The organism is Streptomyces sp. NBC_00873 (assembly GCF_045207415.1).
In the GTDB taxonomy this organism is placed as follows: Bacteria; Actinomycetota; Actinomycetes; order Streptomycetales; family Streptomycetaceae; genus Streptomyces.
On record NZ_CP108803.1, the window covers coordinates 63,536 to 81,692 of the forward strand.

Sequence of the window (18,157 nt, forward strand, 5' to 3'; positions counted from 1 at the left end):
GAAACCCCCACCACAACCAGCTGAACAGCACAGACAGCGCGCCACCGAACTGACATCACGATGCCGAACCACCACCGACAAAACCCCGCAGATCATCACCACCGCAAGAAGCAACTGGACGCCGAAGGCATGGTCTGGGAACCCGGAGACGAAGCATGGGAGACAAAACTCGCCGCCCTCCGCTCGTACCACCGCGCACACGGACACCTGGCCCCGCGCCAGGACGCCGTGTGGGGCGAGCGCGACAGCGACCTGGTGCCCATCGGACAGTTGATCGCCAACCTCCGCAGAAAGGGCGGCCTGGGCAAGGACACGGAGCGGGCAGCTACCCGGGCCGCGCAGCTGACGGCGATCGATCAGGACTGGAACTGCCCCTGGCCACTCGACTGGCAGCGGCACTACCGGGTGCTCGCCGACCTGCTCGACGCCGACGGGGCGCTGCCGGCCATCGAGCCGGGCGTGCTGTTCGAGGGCGATGATCTGGGCCGGTGGCTGGAGAGGCAGGCGAACTCCTCCTGGGCTCAGCTGACCACCGAGCAGCAGGAACGGCTGACCGCACTGGGCGTGAAGCCCACTGCGCGTCCGGCCCCGGCCGCCAAGGCTGCAGCGAAGGGGGCGGGCAAGGCGTCAGCGGCCTTCCAGCGGGGCGTAGCAGCCCTCGCGCAATACATCGCACGCGAAGGGACACACGCCATCGTCCGGTCGCACACCGAGCGGATCATCATCGAAGACCAACAGCACGACGTGAAGCTCGGCATCTGGGTCTCCAACACCAAGCAGCGACGGGACAAACTCACCGACCTGCAGCGCGCCGCCCTCGCAGAACTCGGAGTCGAGTGGGCGTAGCAGCCGCAGCAGGGCGGTGAAACCGAACACGTCATACCGACCGGCAACCAACTGACCTGCATAATCGCCAAAAGCGTCAGGGCGCGATGCCCGACCGGGGCCACGTCGAGGTCCTCCCCGACGACACACAGCACCGCACCGGCTTCTGGATCGGCAACCAGAAAGCACGCCGCGACAAACTCGACGCCGAGCAGCTCCGCGCACTCGCCGGGTTGGGAGTGGAGTGGGCCGTGCAGCAGCGCAGAACGCCGCCCTGATCGTCTACGCACGCCCGATGAGTCAGAAGCTGGGACCGTGACCGTACTCGTAGAGGTCGAGGCCGCGATGCGTGAGGTGGGTGTGTACAGCGAGCGGTGCAACTCGGGTTGATTTCTTCTATCGGCGTCCGGCGGTAGAAGAAATCAACCGAGTCCCACCGTTCGCTGTACAGACCCGGTCCGGCGGCCCGGACAGCTGCTCGGCAGGCAGCTGTCCGGCCGGTCCTCAGCTGGTGGCGAAGACGCCGAACTCGTTGAGGGCCCAGCCCCATCCGGTGGCCGGTGCGCCGGTCTTGGCGGAGACCCAGCTGTTGACGCTCAGGAGCACGTAGCGGGCCTTCACCTTGGGGAAGGTGTACGAGTGCGGCTGGCCGCATTTCTGGACGCCGTGGGCGGCGCAGTCGGTGGTGTCGCCGGAGTCGGCTTCACTGGCCACGGTTGTCCAGTTGGTCCCATCCGCCGAGACCTTGAGGTCGTAACTTACCGGGTAGTTCTCCCAGTCGGGGTTGACCTCCATCCGGCTGACCGCGGTGCTGGCGCCCAGGTCGACCTTCAGGCTCCAGGGATCGCTGGTGGTCGCCTGTGCCATGGTCGCGAGATTGCCGTCGACGGCGTTCTCTGTGGGCTTGCCCCAGGCGGTTGCCGGGGTGCCGTTGATCATCGTGACCGGCTTGCGGAGGGCGAGATTCCCGGTCGCGGGCGGCGGGGTCGTCGAAGCGCCCCAGCTCTGCGGCGCTGCGTCCATGGTGAACGTGAGGTGTCCGCCGCCGGTGAGGTCGGAGTGACTCAGGAAAGGCTTGGTGATGCTCTTGCCGTTGAGGCTGAGTCCCTTCACGTACGGCTTGAGTTCTGCGCCCTTGGATTTGATCACCAGCGGCTTGGTGGACCCGGGCAGCCGAAGCGTGACCTTGTCGAACATGGGGCTGCCCACCGCGTACTCACCGGAGGCCGGGTTGACGGGGTAGAAGCCCATCGCGGAGAACAGGTACCAGGAGGACATCTGGCCGCAGTCATCGTTGCCGGAGAGACCGTCGGGGGCGGCGTGGTAGTTCTCGTCGGCGATCTGGCGGACCAGTTCCTGGGTCTTCCATGGCCGGCCGGCATAGTCGTACAGGTAGGGAGAGTGGTGGCTGGGCTCGTTGGTCTGGTTGTTGTGTCCGCCGTCGAAGTAGCTGTCGAGCCACTCGGCGTACTTGGCGTCGCCGCCCTTGAGGGCGATCAGGCCAGGGACGTCATGCACGACATCGTTGGTGTATACCCACTTGTCGCCCTCGGTCCAGCCGCCGTTGTTCCAGGAGCCGTCGAAGTTGCGGGCCTGCATGAAGCCCGTCGTGGGGTTGTACAGATTCTTGTAGTTCTTGCTGCGGTCCAGGAAGAACGTGGCGTCGTCGGTGTTGCCGACGGCCTTGGCGACCTGTGCGACGGCCCAGTCCTCGTAGGCGTAGTCAAGGGTGCGGCTGCCTGCCTCCGCGGTGCGGTCGGCGGCGACCCAGCCGTTCTGCTTGTACGTCGTCAGGCCTGCGCGCGCCTCGGCGGGCGTTCCCTGCTGCCGATCGCCCCACCACAGTTCGGTGTCCTTGTCGGGAGGTGTCATCGCGTTCTTGCGGACGGCCTCGTAGGCGAGGTCCACGTCGAACCCCTTGAAGCCCTTGGCGATAGCCTCCGCGATGATCGAGTCGGCGTTCGTGCCCACCATGATGTTGGTCTCGGCGAGGTTCTTCCACATGGGGAGCCAGCCGCTTTGCTTGTAGTCCTGAAGCATCGAGGTGACCATGTCGTTGATGCGTTCCGGAGCGAAGAGGGTGAGGAAAGCGTTCTGCGCCCGGAAGGTGTCCCAGAGCGAGTATCCGGTGTAGCTGACGCCGTCGTGGACCTGATCGTCGTAGGCGCTGTAGTAGCGGCCCTGCTCGGACATCTCCGAGGGGTACTGCAACGCGTGGTACATGGAGGTGTAGAAGGTGGTGCGCTCGTCGGGCGTGGCGCCGGAGATGTCGACTCGGTCGAGCTTGTCGGCCCAGGCGGCCCTGGTCTTGGCCGCGGTCGCATCGAAGCCCTGGCCGTCGGGAACCTCTGCGTCGAGGTTGGCCCGCGCCTGGTCCACCGAGATGAACGAGGTCCCGATCCGGACGTTGACCGTCTCGCTGCCGGCGGGGAACCGGACGTAGCCTGCGAGGTCCTGGTCCGTGCGGTCGCCCTCACCGTCGAACTGGGTCGCACCCTTGGCCGTGCCGTAGCTGTCGAAGGCGGTGTCGAACCGCGCGACGAAGTACCCCTTGAAGCCAGGTGCCCTGGACGGGCCGAGCTTGCTGTCCTGGCGGTCGGGGTTGTAGCCGGTGATCTCCTTCTTGGCCGGGTCGATGTGCACATTCCCGGTGATTCCGGACCGGGTGGCCTGCATCACGAAGTTCGTCGCGGCCCCCTCGGGATAGGTCAGCCGCAGGTGCCCGACCCGGGAGGTTCCGGTGAGTTCGGCCTTGAGCGTCTGCCCGGGCGCCGGAGTCATGTTCACCGTGTACTTGTCCGGCGCGGCAGTCTCATCGGCGTGAGTGAAGGGCAGGCCTCGATCCGCCTCGGCCGTCTTGACCGCGCCGATTCCGGGCATGCCCACCACGTAGCCGGAGTCGCCCATCCAGATCGCCGGCTGATGGGTGCCGATGAACCCGGTGATCTTCGAGTCGTTGTGGTGGTAGGGCAGCCTGCTGACGTAGTTGGTGCGGGTCATCGGCGACCATCGGGTCATCGCGAAAGGGGGCGCCGTACTGGGAATCATGCCCCCGTACTCGGTGCTGTTGGCGCCCGACGTCCCGATGAGGGGATTGACATGCTCGACGTTGGACGCCGCAGTCACCTCGGACGGGGCTGCGGCCGCAGGGCCTGTCGCGCCGATCCACGGGACCAATGCGGCCAGCAGTCCGCCCGCGATCAGGGCTGCCAGCCCCCTGGGGGCCGGCTTCGCGCGTCTCGCGAGCGAAGTCCGGGCCGGGGCTCTCCCGGAACTGCCCCGATACCGGCTTGCTTTCATCAATGCCTCCAGAGTGGAAATCAATAGACAACGTTGTCAAAAGCCCTGGGAACGGAGCCGGAGGAGATCTACAAGGTGCTTGCCGCAGGCCCCCGGTCGTGCCGGTCGGCCGCCGCCGTACGCAGCCACAGCGACCGCCCAGGCGCCCGAGCAAGTGCCCACATCTAACTGGCCAGGCGCATTCTGAGCAAGCCTTGTTGCAAAAAAGATGCGCGATCTTGGTTCTCTCATGCGAAACATGCACGGATGGCGATCAGGCCATTGCGAGCAGGGTCGCATCGAACGCCGTCGGGCCCTCCGGGGCACCCCGATACGCTTCCTCGCCTGGAGAGTGCTCCTTTCATGCGACGACCTGGACCCAAGACAAGCCTCATCGTTGCAGGCCAGGAGCACTCTTCACGTTTCTGATCACCCACCGGGCGCCCTGCCACGTGAAAGCTCGAGGTTAGTGCCCAACGAGCTGGAGCAGGCCGTCAGTAGACCACCGGAGACGACGGTCAGGTCGGCCGCGCCGGTGACGCCCCGCAGCAGGCTTCTGCGGCTGCGCGCGAGGGGCCGCGTCTCTCCCTCACCTGCAATGGAGACAACGTCCCGTCAACTACTCGACATCCGCCCGTTGCGTCCCCCGTCTGGACGCGTGCAGTCCAGCCCGCGCATCACAGCCCCGGCCGGCATCGGCCTGCACTGAGAGGTGATCCCATATGGCGACTCTGCGGCAGCAGATGAGGGTGCAGGCGATGCTCGTGAAGGCGAGGAAGTGCTAGGCCTTGCGCTCGTAGCAATAGGGCAGGCGGCGGCAGCCGGCGAGCAGGGCATGGCGCGTTCGACGGTGACATCCCGGCCGCCGTGCGGTCTCAGCGCCCTACAGGACCAGGGGCACCGACGTCACCATCGACTTCAGGGGCGCCGGCACCAAGAAGTACGCAAACACCTGGCAGAAGTTGCTCGCCGACGACCCGTCCACACCCGTCACCTCCTGGAACAAGGAGTGCCGCGAGGGTCTGGCGGACGGTAGCATCGCCACGCCGTCCATCGGTGCGGGCCCGCCAACTTCACCTCGGGCGTCGCCTCGGCGTCGGGTAACTGGTGCGGCGCGCCGCTTCCGCAGCGGCCCCCGACGACAAGACCAGCGCGGAGCACGGCAGTTGCGCCATGCCGAAGGCCGCCAAGACCGATGAGCGACCCCGTCCCGGGTGAAACATCACAGACTCATCTCACCCCCGTACACAGGCTTGACACTCTCCCGTAATGAGCAGTGTCATATGTGTGCCCGTTTGAACCTGATGGTTTCTGGTTGATTTTGAGGTTCTACCTCTCTTCCGAGCATCCGCACCCGGCCGCTCGACGGCCATCTCGCTCTCCTCACCGCACGACCCCTGAACACGCCTTCTCCGGTGGTCGCTGCCAGCACAAAGGAGCTTCACCATGTCCTCTGCATTCCAGCGGCATGTCGCCGTCGCCACCGGCCTCCTGCTCACCCTCGGCGTAAGCACAGCGTGTTCCTCGGGCAAGGAGGCTGCCGGGCAGGACCCCGTCGGCAAGGCGGACGGCAAGATCTCCCTCACCTATCTCCAGAAGCAGGGCGACCAGGAGTACTTCGTCGGCGAGGCCGCCGGAGCCAAGACGAAGGCGGACGAGCTCGGCATCGACCTCAAGATCGTCAATCTCGGCAACGACGCCAACAAGACGGTGGGCGAGGTCCAGTCCGCCGTCGCCCAGAAGACCAACGGCGTCATCATCGTCGTCCCGGACCCCGCTGTGGGCCCCCAGGTCGTGCACACGGCCGAGGACGGCAAGGTCGCCCTGCTGACATCCGACGACCAGATCTGCTCCACCGGCCCCGACCCGGCCAGCTGCGGCAAGGCCGACCTCGTGCCCCGGGTCGGCTTCAGCGGCGCCCAGATGGGCGAAGAGGTCGGCAAGCGCGCGGCCTCCGAGTTCAAGAAGGCGGGCTGGAAGGCCTCCGACACCCGCGTCATCTCCGCCTGGAAGCAGGACGTCACGGTCTGCGGGGACCGGGTCAACGCCTCCAAGAAGGCCTTCGACGCGGCCGTTCCGGGAGTGAAGACCATCAACGTGGCCACCGACAACACACCCACCGGAGCTCAGGACAAGATCGCCGCGACGATCACCGCCAACTCCAAGGTCAAGAACTGGGTCGTCTGGGGCTGCAACGACGAGAACGTGATGGGCGGTGTCACGGCCCTGCAGAACGCCGGGACCCGTCCCGCCAACATCATCGGCGTCGGCCTGGGCGCCTACCTCGCGTGCAAGGAGTGGCAGTCGGACCAGCCGTCCGGCATGAAGGCGGCGCTGTTCATCAACGGCAAGGACGTCGGCGCTCTGGCCGTCCAGACCATGTACGACAAGCTCAAGCACGGCAAGGACTTCCCGCAGGAGGCCTTCGCCCCCACCACCATGGTCGACTCCCACTCCTGGAAGAGCGCCGGCCTCACCTGCAACTGATTGCCCCTCCCGCCGACGACCGGACAGATCGTCGGCGGGAGGCCGGCCGGCCCGGCCCGTACGCACCGGCCAGGCCAGCCAGGCCGGCCGAACCCACCACCCGTGCACAACGCCTTTGAGGTGACCCCACGATGAGCGCAGCCCGCAGTTCGACCACCGATCCCGGCTTCCCATCGCCCGATGACGCCGTCGGCGGGGCGGCCCGGTCCGTCGGTGTCTCGGGCATCACCAAGCGCTTCGGTGCCGTGCTTGCCCTCGACGGTGTCACGCTGGACTTCCCCGCCGGCCAGGTAACCGCACTGATGGGGGAGAACGGCGCGGGGAAGTCCACCCTGCTGAAGATCCTGACCGGCGACCACCAGCCGACCGTGGGGCATGTACTGATCGACGGCGAGCACGTCGCCCTCGCCTCTCCCGCCGCTGCCCGCGCCGCGGGCATACGGATCATCCCGCAGGAACCGGAAATCATCCCCCACATCTCGGTCGCCGAGAACGTCTACGCGGGATCCCTGCCCCGCAAGGCCGGCCGCGTACTGGACCGGATCGAACTGCGCCGCCGGATCGAAGCGGACCTGAAGCGGCTGGGTTTCGCCGACGTACTCGATCCCGATCTGATCGGCTCCCGGCTCACCCCGGCCCAGCGGCAGCTGGTCGAGATCATGCGGGCACTGACCGGCACGGTGCCACCGAAGGCGATCGCGTTCGACGAGCCCACCTCCTCCCTGTCCGAGCACGAGGTGGACGCCCTGTTCGCCCTCATCCGCCGGCTGCGCGACCAGGGGATCGCCGTCATCTACGTCTCCCACCGCATGCAGGAGATCTTCCAACTCGCGGACCGGATCGCGGTGCTGCGCGACGGCAGCCTGGCCGGCGTGCAGCAGGCGAGCACCACGAACGAGAGCGAACTGGTGCGCCTGATGGTCGGGCGCGACCTGTCCACCATGTTCGTCCGCCAGCGGGTGGCCACCGAACGTCTCGTACTGGACGTCAGGGATCTCACCACCGACGACGTGCAGAACATCAGCCTCCAGGTGCACGCGGGCGAAGTCGTCGGGCTGGCGGGCCTGATCGGCGCCGGCCGCTCCGAACTGGCCCTGGCACTCGCCGGTGACCTGCCCTTCCGCAGCGGCACCGTGACACTGGACGGCGTCCCGCTGCCCTCCGGCAAGCCCGGCGCCGTCATCCGGGCCGGCCTCGGACTCGCCCCCGAGGAACGCAAGGCCCAGGCCCTGTTCCTGCAGCAGACCATCCGCGAGAACACCTCACTCGTCGTCCTGGACCGCCTGCGCCGTTTCCGCTTCGTGCGCCGTAGGGCCGAGCGCTCGCTCGCCCAGGAATACACAGACCGGCTGCGGGTGCGTACTCCGTCGGTCAACCACGAAGTGCGCAAGCTGTCCGGCGGAAATCAGCAGAAGGTCGTCCTGGCCCGATGGCTGGCACGCAAGCCGAAGGTCTTGATCCTCGACGAGCCGACGCGTGGTATCGACGTCGGCGCCAAGGCTGAGATCTACCAGATCATCGCCGACCTTGCCGTCGAGGGCGTCGCGGTGCTGGTCATCTCCTCCGAGCTCCCCGAACTCCTCGGCCTCGCAGACCGGGTGGTCGTGATGCAGAGCGGCCGGATCACCGGCGAACTCCCCCACGACGAAGCCACCGAAGAATCCATCCTCGCCCTCGCCATGGCCGACGACATCGCCTCCACCAGCGCCTCCGGAGCAGCATCATGAGCCTCACCAGCACCCCGACCCCGACCCCGGCCGCGAAGGAACCCTCCCACGCCACACCGTCGTCCCGGCCGAAGCTGCTCGCCGGCATCAGCGGGCAGAACGCCAGCCTCGTCGGCGCCCTCGTTCTCATACTGGCGCTGTTCGGGATCCTCAACGACAACTACCTGAGCCTGTCCAACATGCAGGTGATCGCCGAGGCCGCCACCATCACTGGCCTGCTCGCCATCGTGCAGACCGTCGTCATCATCTGCGGCGGCCTGGACATCTCCGTCGGCTCGCAGGTCGGCGTCGCCTCCGTCGTCAGCGCCATGGTCTTCACCACCACCGGCTCCAACGCATTCGTGGGCATGGTCGCCGCCATCGGCGTCGGACTGCTCATCGGCGTGGTCAACGGCCTCGTCATCGTCTACGGCCGCGTCAACCCCACCATCGCAACCCTCGCCGGACTCGCCGCCTACAAGGGTCTCGCTCAACTCCTGTCCGACGGCCGCGCCCAGGGCTACGTCCTCAACAACGATGTCTTCATCTTCCTTGGCCGCGGCAAAATCGCCGGGCTGCCCGTCATGGTCTGGATCCTCGTCGTCGTCGCCCTCTCGGTGCACCTGCTCCTCAAGTACACCGACATCGGCCGCAACCTCTACGCCATCGGCGGCAACGACACCGCCGCCCGCCTCGCCGGCATCAACATCAACAAATACCTCATCTGCGTCTACGTCCTCATCGGCATCGTCGCCGCCCTCGCCGGCATCCTGCTCACCGCACGCACCGGCTCCGGCCAGCCCGTCTCCGGTTCCGAAGGGCTCGAGCTCAAGGCCATCACTGCTGCGGCACTCGGCGGCGCCGCCCTCAAGGGCGGAAAGGGCGGAATCGGCGGCACCCTCCTCGCCGTCGCCCTTCTCGGGTGCCTCGAGAACGGCCTCACCGTCGAAGGCATCAACGCCTTCTGGCAGAACGTCGCCCAGGGCGTCCTCCTCGTCGCCGCCGTCGTCATCCAGCAGCGTCGTAACGGCGAACGCGCTGTCGGCCTGCCCCACTGACCCTTCCCAGGCCGGACCGCCTCACCATGCTGCCGAGCTGCTGCTCGACCGCACAGCCCGCACCCGGCCTTACCCCCGGCCCACCCGGCACGGCACCCTCCAGCACGCCGCCTTCACCCCCCGCCGAAGGACCTTCCATGGCCGTTAAGCCCCGCTCCCCGCCGAGACCCTCCATCACTCCGCCCCCTCCAGTCATCCGAAGATCCGAGGCACGGCCACACCTGCCGGAGTCGGGACAGAGGACCAGGAGCTGGGCCTCCGGGCCGGGAGGCACCTTCCTGGTGGGCCAGCATTTTCGGTGGCGACCTCCACGCCGAGTCGGTATCCGCCGCCCCTGCATCCCAGCAGAAACTCGCCTTCGATCAAGGCGCCAACGGCGCCCGCCCCTGCCCCCCGTGGGCGCACCAGCCGTCAACTCCCCCTCCCCCGAGGTACCGCATCCCCTCCTTCCTGTGTCGCTTGGGTGTTACACCCTGCAACCTGACGGTCCGTCACTGCATCGGCAGGAGGAGCGCGGCACCTTAGTCCTCACTCGTCTACCTCTGAACACAAAGGTGATGACACGAATGAAAACCACTTCCAGAACGTTGTCCATGCTGGTGCCTACCTTGGCTGCCGCGCTTGGATTCGCGACTCTCACCGTGCCGGCCGCGCACGCAGAGGGCGATGCGCAGAGCTGGACGGTGAGTCAGCCCGGATCCTCCGGGCAGGCTCTGACCGCCACGGTCGCGCTGAACACGAGCGGTGAACTGTCCTTCGGGGTCCGAAGGGGCAGCACGACCGTGCTCGAGCCGGCCCCCGTCGGGCTGGTCACCTCCCAGGCAGACCTGTCGAAGGGCCTGCGGCCGACGGGCCGCAGTGACAAGCTGGTGGAGGAGACCTACCGGGCCACCACCGGAAAGCGGCTGGACCGCTCCACGAAGATGAACGAGACGCGGCTGTCCTTCACCGGTGCCAACGACACCCGCATCGACCTGGTGGTCCGTGTCTCCGACGATGGTGTCGCCTACCGCTACGACCTGCCGGGCGCCACGAGCGGCACCGTGAGTCAGGAGAAGTCGGCATTCCAGCTCCCGGGGAACGCGACGGCATGGCTCACCAAGTACCAGGCCGGCCACGAGGAGCACCACACCCAGATCACGGCCGACAACGCCGCCACCGGCTCCTTCGGATACCCTGCCCTGTTCCGCGTGCAGGACTCCTACATCCTGCTGTCGGAGTCCGGGGTCAACGGCCACTACGCCGGAAGTCAGCTGGCCCACACCTCGGGTAGCGGCCGCTACACCCTCAAGCTGTCCGACTCCGACGTCGACATCAACGGCCCGCTGACCACTCCCTGGCGCACCGCCATGATCGGTGACCTGGCCTCGGTCACCGAGTCGACGTTCACTGACGACCTCGCCCCCGCCTCGCGGATCCCGGACACCTCGTGGATCAAGCCGGGCAAGGTGGCATGGTCCTGGCTGGCCGGGGGCCACCCCGTGCAGGCCAGTCTGGCGGCACAGAAGTCGTTCGTCGACTACAGCGCCGCCCACGGCTGGGAGTACACCCTGGTCGACGACGGCTGGAAGGGCCAGACGTGGATGCCCGAACTCGTCCGCTACGCGGCCCAGCGAGGCGTCAAGATCATGGCCTGGATGCCCTGGACCGACCTCGACACCAAGGCCGAACGCGACACCGCACTGACACAGATGAATGAGTGGGGCGTCGTCGGCCTGAAGATCGACTTCATGGACTCGGAATCCCAGAGCCGTTTTCAGTGGTACGACGAAATACTGAAGGCAACGGCCGAGCACAAGCTGATGGTCAATTTCCACGGTGCGACCATCCCCAACGGCATGCAGCGGACCTGGCCTCACGTCATGGCGCTGGAGGCGGTCCGAGGCGCGGAGTACGGGGGCGGAGCGAACGACGGGCCCAACGGGCGGGCAACCATCACCGACATGACCACGAACCCCTTCACCCGGAACGTCGTCGGTTCCATGGACTACACCCCCATGGACCTCCATGTGGGTGGCCACCCCAACTCCGAGGCCGCCGAGCTGGCGCTGTCCGTGGTGTACGAGTCGGGCTTCCAGAACTTTGCCGGAACCGTGGACGCCTACCGCGCCCGGCCGGAGCTGGAGCGCTTCCTGGAGCAGGTGCCTACGGTCTGGAACAACACCAAGCTCGTCTCCGGCCTCCCGGGCAAGGACGCGACGATCGCCCGCCGCAGTAACAATCGCTGGTTCCTGGGGTCGATCTCCGCGCGCGACGCGCACACCGAAAATGTCCCGCTGAGCTTCCTCCCCGGCGGAGAGTGGCTCGTCGAGACCGTCCGCGACGGCAGCAACGGCCTGGTCCGTGAGTCCCGCATCGTGGAGCGGACAGACACCCTCTCCGTGCCCGTGCCGGCCAACGGCGGCTTTGCCGCCATCGCCTGCCACGCGAAGCCAGGCCTGACGACCTGCGACAAGGCGGTCAACCGTGTTCCCACCGCGACCCTTGCCCTCACCCCCGACAAGGTGGAGATCAAGCCGGGTGCCACGGCAGAAGTAACGGGGCGCTTCACCCCTGACGGCCCTGTCACGGACGTCTCGATCGAGGCCGCCGATGCGCCGGCAGGCTGGAAGATCACCGGCACCGGCACCAGCGCCGCCACGCTTGCCCAGGGCGAGGCCCTCACTCCCACATGGAAGATCACCGCTCCCGCGGACGCCCCCGTCAACAGCGGAACTGACCTGACAGTGACGGCCCGCTACAGCGTCGACCTCCAGGGCAAGAACGCGACCCTCTCCAAGGAGAGCAAGCTGCGGGTCTTCGTTCCGCAGCCCGGCGTGGCCTATGTCAGCGAGCTGCCTTTCGCCGCAGAGTCCAACGGCTGGGGCCCGGTGGAGCGTGACATGTCCAACGGCGAAAACAACAGGGGCGACGGCAACATCATGCAGATCGCCGACACCCGGTTCTATAAAGGGCTCGGAGTGCACGCCGCCAGCTCGGTCTCCGTCCAGCTCGACGGACGGTACAAGCGCTTCATCACCCAGGTGGGCGTGGACGACGAGGTGGGCAGCAACGGCTCCATCGCCTTCGAGGTGGTCGCCGACGGCAAAGTGATCGCGACCACCCCGGTCATGACCGGGAACGACCCGGCGCGCACCATCGACGTCGATGTCACCTCGGTCCAGCAGCTGACGCTTCGCGTCACCGACGGCGGCAACGGAGTCGGCTTCGACCACGCCGACTGGGCCAACGCCCGCCTGGTGCCGACCGACTGACATCCCGCATCGACAGGCACCACTGCCCCGGCCGATCCCCGGTCGGGGCAGCACCCTGGTGAGCCTCGTCTGCGACGCCGTCGGCCGCCCGCTCGCCTTCGCCCTCGCCGGCGGGAACACAACGGCTGCACCCGGTTCACCGCCGTGATGGACGCGATCCGGGTGCCCCGCACCGCCTCGACAGACGCCGCCGCGATCGCCTCGGCGGCATTCTCCACGAGTACCGACATGCCGCATGACCTCAATGGATGACGTTTTCGGCAAGGGCAGCGTCTTGACCGTCAGCCCTGCGCTTGCCGAATACCTCATCCGTGCTGGTCAGGCCGCATGCTGGTACTCGTGGAGGGTGCCGCCAAGCCGCGCTCGTCGTCGTATGTCCAGACGGGCGATCCGGTCCCGGTCCTCGATCGGAACGGGCAGCAGGTGGGGGGCGGGCGTTCGCAAGGCCCTGGTGCGGCCTCTGCTCGTTGTAGAACGTCTCGAACTCGCGTAGTGCGTACAGGAGATGACGCTGATCCCAGATCAACATGCGGTCCAGCAGTTCTCGCCGGCAGGTCTGCACCCACCGCTCCATGATCGAGTTCATTCTCGGCATCCGGACGCCGCTGAGCACGACCTCGATACCCTCGTCCTGGAGCACCTGGTCGAACAACCGCGGGAACTTCCCGTCCCGGTCCCTGATCAGATAGCGCGCCCGGCAGCCGGCCCTCAAGGTCCATGACAAGATTCATCGCCGCCTGGACCACCCAGGAGGCGGTCGGATGCGCGGTCGCGCCCAGGATCCGGATCCGCCGGCTCGCGTGCTCGATCGCGGCGAACACGTACAAGCGGGCCCCGGACAGGGTGACGGCCTCGAAGAAGTCGCAGGCCAGCAGGGCGTCGGCCTGAGAGCGCAGGAAGTCCGCCCACGTGCTGCAGGCGCGTGCGGGTGCCGGGTCGATTCCGGCCTCCTTCAAGATCTCCCAGACCGTGGATGCCGCCACCTTCACCCCGAGCACGAGCAGTTCACCGTGCAGGCGCCGATAGCCCCAGCCTGGATTTTCCCTGGCCAGGCGCAGCACCAGCGCCCGGATCGAGCGCACGGTGCGCGGCCGGCCTCCGCGCTTCGGCCGGGACTGGGCGGCGTGCCGGCGCGCGATGAGATTACGGTGCCAGCGCAGCAGCGTGTCCGGCCGCACCAGCAGTCGCATCCGGCGCAGCACCTGTCGCGGCAGGCCCTGGAGCAACGCGGCCAGGAACGCCCGGTCACTCGCGTGGAACCGGACCCGCTGCCCGTTCAACTGCCGCTCCAAAGCCGCACGGATCTTTGGCACGACGTCCGCAAGGTCGCAGGGCCTGAAGCCACAGCCGAGAGCATCGCCGAACGCCTGCCAGTCCTCGGCTACACGACGTCATCGCAACGCCTGAAGGAACTCCCGCAGCTGTTCATCGCAGTCTGAAACCTGATCGTTCTGTCCGCCGAACACCTTGCTCGGTCACGGTATTCAGCGGTCCAGGCAGAGTCCTACGACGAACGCCGTGACCAGCCGCCGCGCCCTTGGACCCCCAACTGCCGGACGACGCGCCCCGGCCCGGCCCACGCCCCCAGGGCGCTGAGAAGGACAACCGAACGGGACCACGGCCCACTATGGTCTTTCCCCTTTCCCGCAGAGCAGCCAGATCACGCGTGTCCCGCTCCGCCAAGGCCGGCACGCGCGATCGGCCCCGTGTCACAAAAGCTTGGCGTATGCGACCGCCACCTCACCGGTGATACGCCGCAAGGCAACCAGCGCACTGGGCAGAAGAACATTCACATCCTCATCCCGGCTGGCCAGCACCTTGCCATCCTGCTGGATTTCCGCCGCCAAGGTCGTGATGGTCCCCATGAGGAACCCGCCCAGCACGATCCGACGTCCTGCCGCGTCCGGCACCGTGCTCAACACCGCCATGCCGTCGACCCCCGTGTCGTACTCGGGATCATCGGGATAGCCGTGCAGGTCGATCAGCCGCACACCCTCCGGGTGCCGTTCAGCCAAGGCAGACGGGAGCCAGCGGTCGCTCTCACCGTGCTGCGCCTTGGCCAGGCGTCGCATCTGATCAGGCAGGAGCCGCCGCAACTCCTCCTCATGACGCCGCACGTCGGCGGTGGCCGCTTCCAGAGCGCGAAAGCCCCGCCGGATTGCGGGGTGGGCGGGTGCGACCGGGCCCGGATGCAGCTCCAGCCACGCAGCGAGCTCGTCGCGGAAGGCAGCCATGGTCAGCCTGTCGCGCGGCTCGTAGGCGGTCGCCGCCTCCATCACCGGGGCCAGATCCATCGCCGCTTCCCCACCCTGCGCCCACAGCGAGTATTCGTTGCCCTGCATGTAGTGGGTGCCCTCAGGGGGGTACTTCAGGCCCTTGGCCAGCACGAACAGCGACTTGGCCAGCGACCACACATCCGCCGGATAGCCGGGCGTGCCCGGCTCGGGGAACCGCATCTCCGGCGCGAGAAAGTACCTCGGCCCCATCTTTTGGGTGGCGGCCGTCAGCTCCGGCCGCTCCGGCCACGCGGCGATACCGAAGTCCGCGACCGCCGGCCGGCCTTGGTAGTGAAGGAGGTTGTCGGGCTTGATGTCCCGGTGCGAGATGTCCCGCTCGGCCAGCACAGCCAGAGTGTCGGCGACCTGAAGGATCACCTCTACCGCCTTCCGCAGCTCGGCCGACCGACCATCCGGGCTGAGGACATCGCGCAGTTTCACAGCCTTCGGCATGACGAACCACTGCGGTGGATCGTCCGGGTCGGCATCGAGGACCGGCACGATGCCCGTGACCCCGTCCCGGGTCAACTGCTGCATGCGGCGCACCTCCTCGTGGAAGCGCTGCCGCGTGGTGTCGTTGACTTTGCCGCCCCCGCTCGGCCGCGGCGACTTCAGCACGCCTTCTCTTCCGTCTTCGTGCCTTACGAAGTGGACGTGTCCGAAGCCCTTCATAGGACGGACTTCACGCCAAGGGCCCCAGGAGAGGCGAACAGTTGCAGACATGTCAGGCAATGTAGAGCAGCACCGAGGCTGCCGTGGTCCCTTCGCCCAGTCGCTGTCCGACGCTCCTGGAAAGCCCGACCGAATCCGCCCGGCGGAAACACCCGCCCATCACGGTGAGCTCTCCCCCGGGACAGCGTGCGAACGCCACCGTCCTCGCCCGCGCCGCCCAGCCCCGACGCACCCTTGACCCCAGCCCGCCACCGCTCAGCCCACCGCTGCAGTGCCGGCCGGGCGTTCTGGGCGGCTTCTCCTCACCCGCCGCCTGCCCCGCCGAGTCCGAAAGCCGGACCGCGCCCGCACGACGCCCCCGCCGCGCACCGCAGCGCACCCGCCGGCACCCGGGCCAGAGCCGCTGACCGCCCGGCACACACCTTCCGCAATGATGTGGCTTGTGCTGACGGGCCCGACCACACCGTGAGTGACCGCCTGCCCGACCAGAGGAAGGCTCTGACCAACGCCTCGCCGCGTCCCGATCCCTACCCGGGCCATGGGTGCTTCGATCCGTCAACTTCGCCTCGGCTGCGGAGAACGCCGAATCCTGGCCATCCTGCTGCTACGTCCGATCATCCTGCCGCTGATCGAACAGACATCGCTCGTACCCACCGACGGGCTGGCCCCCTTCCAGTGACGCGAGCAGCAAGTGAGAAACAGGGCATGGTCGTCGCAGACGCCTGGGGACCAGGCCAGTACTCACGGGTGATCGTCCCCTCCACGGTCACCTCGTTCTTCTAATCTTCGTCGTCGCCCTCGAAGCCTTCCACGGCGCGCCCCCGTTCCAGGGCGCGAGGTGGGAGGCTTCCGGGTGTGTGGGCAGAAGCCAGGCGCCCGGCCCGCTCGTGTACTTCGACCTGGAACGACCGGGAGCCGGGTCTCAACTGGAGTGTCAGCGGCATGTGCTATGCCATGTCGCAGTGCCCTGATGGGGGGCTTGCGCAGGTTAAAGCTGTGGGGGGGATTACTTGATCACGACGGATGCTGACGGTATCCGGGCCTGCTCGGAGGCCGAAGACCACCGCTGGCCGGACGACGGCCGCGGCCGGGGCTGCCCGTTCTGCGCCGGCCACCGCATTTCTTCCACCAACCGTTTTTCGGACCTCTATCCGGACGACGTCCCGAGGTTGGACACTGAGCGCTCGGGCATCACCGCAGACCAACTGCGCGTCGGCAGCAGCCAAGTGGTGTGGTGGGCATGCGACATCAACCCCGCGCACCCTTCGTTCCGGCGGATCGTGAACGCCTTCACCGGGGGCAGGAAAGGTAACGGCACCAAGACGTGTCCCAAGTGCCGCCTGGTGGGGACCTCGGTACAGGAGCTTCAGCTGAAGGCTGAGCTCGCCACCGTGCTACGCATCGATCAGGCCCGCAAACAGGTGCCGGACGCCGACGGGCGCAGCGCGGCCGTCGACATCGTTGCCCTCGATGAGCACGGCAACCCGTCTCTTGTGTTGGAGTTCGACGGAGTCTGGTGGCATGAGGGCAAGGAGGAAAAAGACGCAGCCAAGGCTGCCCGGCTGCGCGCTGCGGGGTTGACTGTGGTGCGGATCCGCGAGGCGCCCCTGGCACCACTGGATCCGACGTTCGATGTGGTCGTCGGGTTCCTGGCTGTTGCCGAAGACGCCGCCGCCGACGTGCTGGACCACCTGGTCGGGCTGGGCTTGGTAGGAAAGGCCGAGGCCTATCGCTATCGCGAGGATTCCTTCGCCGGTCCACAGAACCGACCTCTTGCAGTGCAGTGGATTCGCGACCGCCTCGGGGAAGCCGCGCTTCACGTCGAGCGGAACCTGCACAAGGAACGGTGGGCGCGGATGTATGCCGCACTCGTTGACTACGAGGATATCGAGGGCCATTGCTACCCGAGCGATCGGGAAGTCACGGTCGATGGCGTCGATCTGGCCCGTTGGGTCCGAAAACAGCGCGCCTTGGCGGCCAGTGGCGGTTTGGATGATGAGCGCGCCCGACGTCTGGCCATCATCGACTCGTGGTCGACCGAGAATGCCCACGACGCGTCATTCCGCCGACAGCGCGACCGCTACCGAGCGGCCATCCTGAACGAGCACGGCGCGATGGAAGCGCGCGAGGCGACCGTGTGGGCGAACAATATTCGTATGACCCGCAAGCGGCTGGCCGACCAGGGCGAGGACCTACCCGTATGGAAGCTCGAAGCCCTGGCGTCGATACCCGGTTGGAGCTGGGACCCGTTCGAGGAGGGATTTCTGGCCAAGGTCGTGATCCTCTAGAACTTCGCCGCCGAGACCCAGCGCAGTGTCGGCAGCATCAAGCAGAGGGAAGAGTGGAGTGGCCACAGGGTAGGCGTCTGGATCAATTCCTTCCGGAGCCGACGGGCTATCTGTGACGCGGAGCGCAGAGCCGTTCTGGAAGAGTTACCGGGCTGGGCGTGGACACCACAGGAAGACGCCTGGAACGCTGCGTTGGCCGAGTTGTGCGTCTGGGCGACCGAACACGGCCGGATGCCACGAGCACACGCTTCCGATACCGCCGAACGGCGACTTGGGGTGTGGAAGCGGAATAATAAGAGCAAACGTCAAGGT

The 18,157-nt window shown here is 67.2% G+C and carries 10 protein-coding genes and 2 pseudogenes; 9 read left to right on the forward strand and 3 right to left on the reverse strand.

The annotated features are described in order from the left end of the window. Positions 1 to 102: 102 nt before the first annotated feature. Together OH809_RS00265 and OH809_RS00270 are read left to right on the forward strand one after the other, a co-directional pair. A pseudogene (locus tag OH809_RS00265) lies at positions 103 to 846 on the forward strand (helicase associated domain-containing protein); the annotation flags it as partial. An 86-nt stretch (positions 847 to 932) separates the two neighbouring features. Continuing rightward, positions 933 to 1,103 (forward strand): hypothetical protein, encoded by a 171-nt coding sequence (locus tag OH809_RS00270; protein ID WP_406415262.1) that lies wholly within the window; start codon positions 933 to 935, stop codon positions 1,101 to 1,103. A 226-nt stretch (positions 1,104 to 1,329) separates the two neighbouring features. On the opposite strand, the gene OH809_RS00275 is transcribed toward OH809_RS00270, so the two are convergent. Then, positions 1,330 to 4,125 (reverse strand): GH92 family glycosyl hydrolase, encoded by a 2,796-nt coding sequence (locus OH809_RS00275; protein ID WP_406415264.1) that lies wholly within the window; start codon positions 4,123 to 4,125, stop codon positions 1,330 to 1,332. 1,425 nt (positions 4,126 to 5,550) lie between these two features. Here OH809_RS00275 and OH809_RS00280 point away from each other — a divergent pair. The 4 genes from OH809_RS00280 (at position 5,551) to OH809_RS00295 (ending at position 12,609) form a co-directional block, all read left to right on the forward strand. Further along, complete coding sequence (locus OH809_RS00280) at positions 5,551 to 6,591, forward strand: substrate-binding domain-containing protein (protein WP_406415266.1); 1,041 nt, start codon at positions 5,551 to 5,553, stop codon at positions 6,589 to 6,591. A gap of 131 nt (positions 6,592 to 6,722) precedes the next feature. Next, entirely contained in the window at positions 6,723 to 8,318 is a 1,596-nt protein-coding gene (locus OH809_RS00285; protein ID WP_406415268.1) for a sugar ABC transporter ATP-binding protein, read from the forward strand. Further along, positions 8,315 to 9,355, forward strand: coding sequence for an ABC transporter permease (locus OH809_RS00290; RefSeq protein ID WP_406415269.1), 1,041 nt, complete (start codon positions 8,315 to 8,317; stop codon positions 9,353 to 9,355). The genes OH809_RS00285 and OH809_RS00290 overlap by 4 nt, the downstream gene beginning before the upstream one ends. A 593-nt stretch (positions 9,356 to 9,948) precedes the next feature. Beyond that, positions 9,949 to 12,609 carry a glycoside hydrolase family 97 catalytic domain-containing protein gene (locus tag OH809_RS00295; RefSeq protein WP_406415271.1) on the forward strand — a complete coding sequence of 887 codons (2,661 nt, stop codon included), beginning with the start codon at positions 9,949 to 9,951 and terminating at the stop codon, positions 12,607 to 12,609. 318 nt (positions 12,610 to 12,927) lie between these two features. Here OH809_RS00295 and OH809_RS00300 read toward each other — a convergent pair. Beyond that, positions 12,928 to 13,799 (reverse strand): annotated as a pseudogene (locus OH809_RS00300) (integrase core domain-containing protein). Here OH809_RS00300 and OH809_RS00305 point away from each other — a divergent pair. Beyond that, positions 13,734 to 14,048 (forward strand): hypothetical protein, encoded by a 315-nt coding sequence (locus OH809_RS00305; RefSeq protein ID WP_406425455.1) that lies wholly within the window; start codon positions 13,734 to 13,736, stop codon positions 14,046 to 14,048. The pseudogene OH809_RS00300 and the gene OH809_RS00305 sit on opposite strands and share 66 nt — an antisense overlap. Before the next feature lie 270 nt (positions 14,049 to 14,318). Here the strand turns inward: OH809_RS00305 and OH809_RS00310 are convergent, their stop codons facing one another. Then, positions 14,319 to 15,608, reverse strand: coding sequence for a protein kinase domain-containing protein (locus tag OH809_RS00310; protein ID WP_406424623.1), 1,290 nt, complete (start codon positions 15,606 to 15,608; stop codon positions 14,319 to 14,321). A gap of 487 nt (positions 15,609 to 16,095) precedes the next feature. On the opposite strand from OH809_RS00310, the gene OH809_RS00315 reads away from it, so the two are divergent. Next, positions 16,096 to 16,236, forward strand: coding sequence for a hypothetical protein (locus OH809_RS00315; RefSeq protein WP_406415273.1), 141 nt, complete (start codon positions 16,096 to 16,098; stop codon positions 16,234 to 16,236). A 331-nt stretch (positions 16,237 to 16,567) separates the two neighbouring features. Continuing rightward, positions 16,568 to 17,845, forward strand: a complete 1,278-nt coding sequence (locus OH809_RS00320; protein ID WP_406415274.1) for a helicase associated domain-containing protein — start codon at positions 16,568 to 16,570, stop codon at positions 17,843 to 17,845. The last annotated feature ends 312 nt before the right edge of the window (positions 17,846 to 18,157 follow it).

Bases quoted from the DNA above. Each gene is read 5' to 3' on its own strand.
- OH809_RS00280 (WP_406415266.1), top strand. From the start codon at position 5,551: ATGTCCTCTGCATTCCAGCGGCATGTCGCCGTCGCCACCGGCCTCCTG.
- OH809_RS00310 (WP_406424623.1), bottom strand. From the start codon at position 15,608: ATGTCTGCAACTGTTCGCCTCTCCTGGGGCCCTTGGCGTGAAGTCCGT.
- OH809_RS00315 (WP_406415273.1), top strand. From the start codon at position 16,096: ATGGGTGCTTCGATCCGTCAACTTCGCCTCGGCTGCGGAGAACGCCGA.
- OH809_RS00270 (WP_406415262.1), top strand. From the start codon at position 933: ATGCCCGACCGGGGCCACGTCGAGGTCCTCCCCGACGACACACAGCAC.
- OH809_RS00290 (WP_406415269.1), top strand. From the start codon at position 8,315: ATGAGCCTCACCAGCACCCCGACCCCGACCCCGGCCGCGAAGGAACCC.
- OH809_RS00285 (WP_406415268.1), top strand. From the start codon at position 6,723: ATGAGCGCAGCCCGCAGTTCGACCACCGATCCCGGCTTCCCATCGCCC.
- OH809_RS00295 (WP_406415271.1), top strand. From the start codon at position 9,949: ATGCTGGTGCCTACCTTGGCTGCCGCGCTTGGATTCGCGACTCTCACC.
- OH809_RS00275 (WP_406415264.1), bottom strand. From the start codon at position 4,125: ATGAAAGCAAGCCGGTATCGGGGCAGTTCCGGGAGAGCCCCGGCCCGG.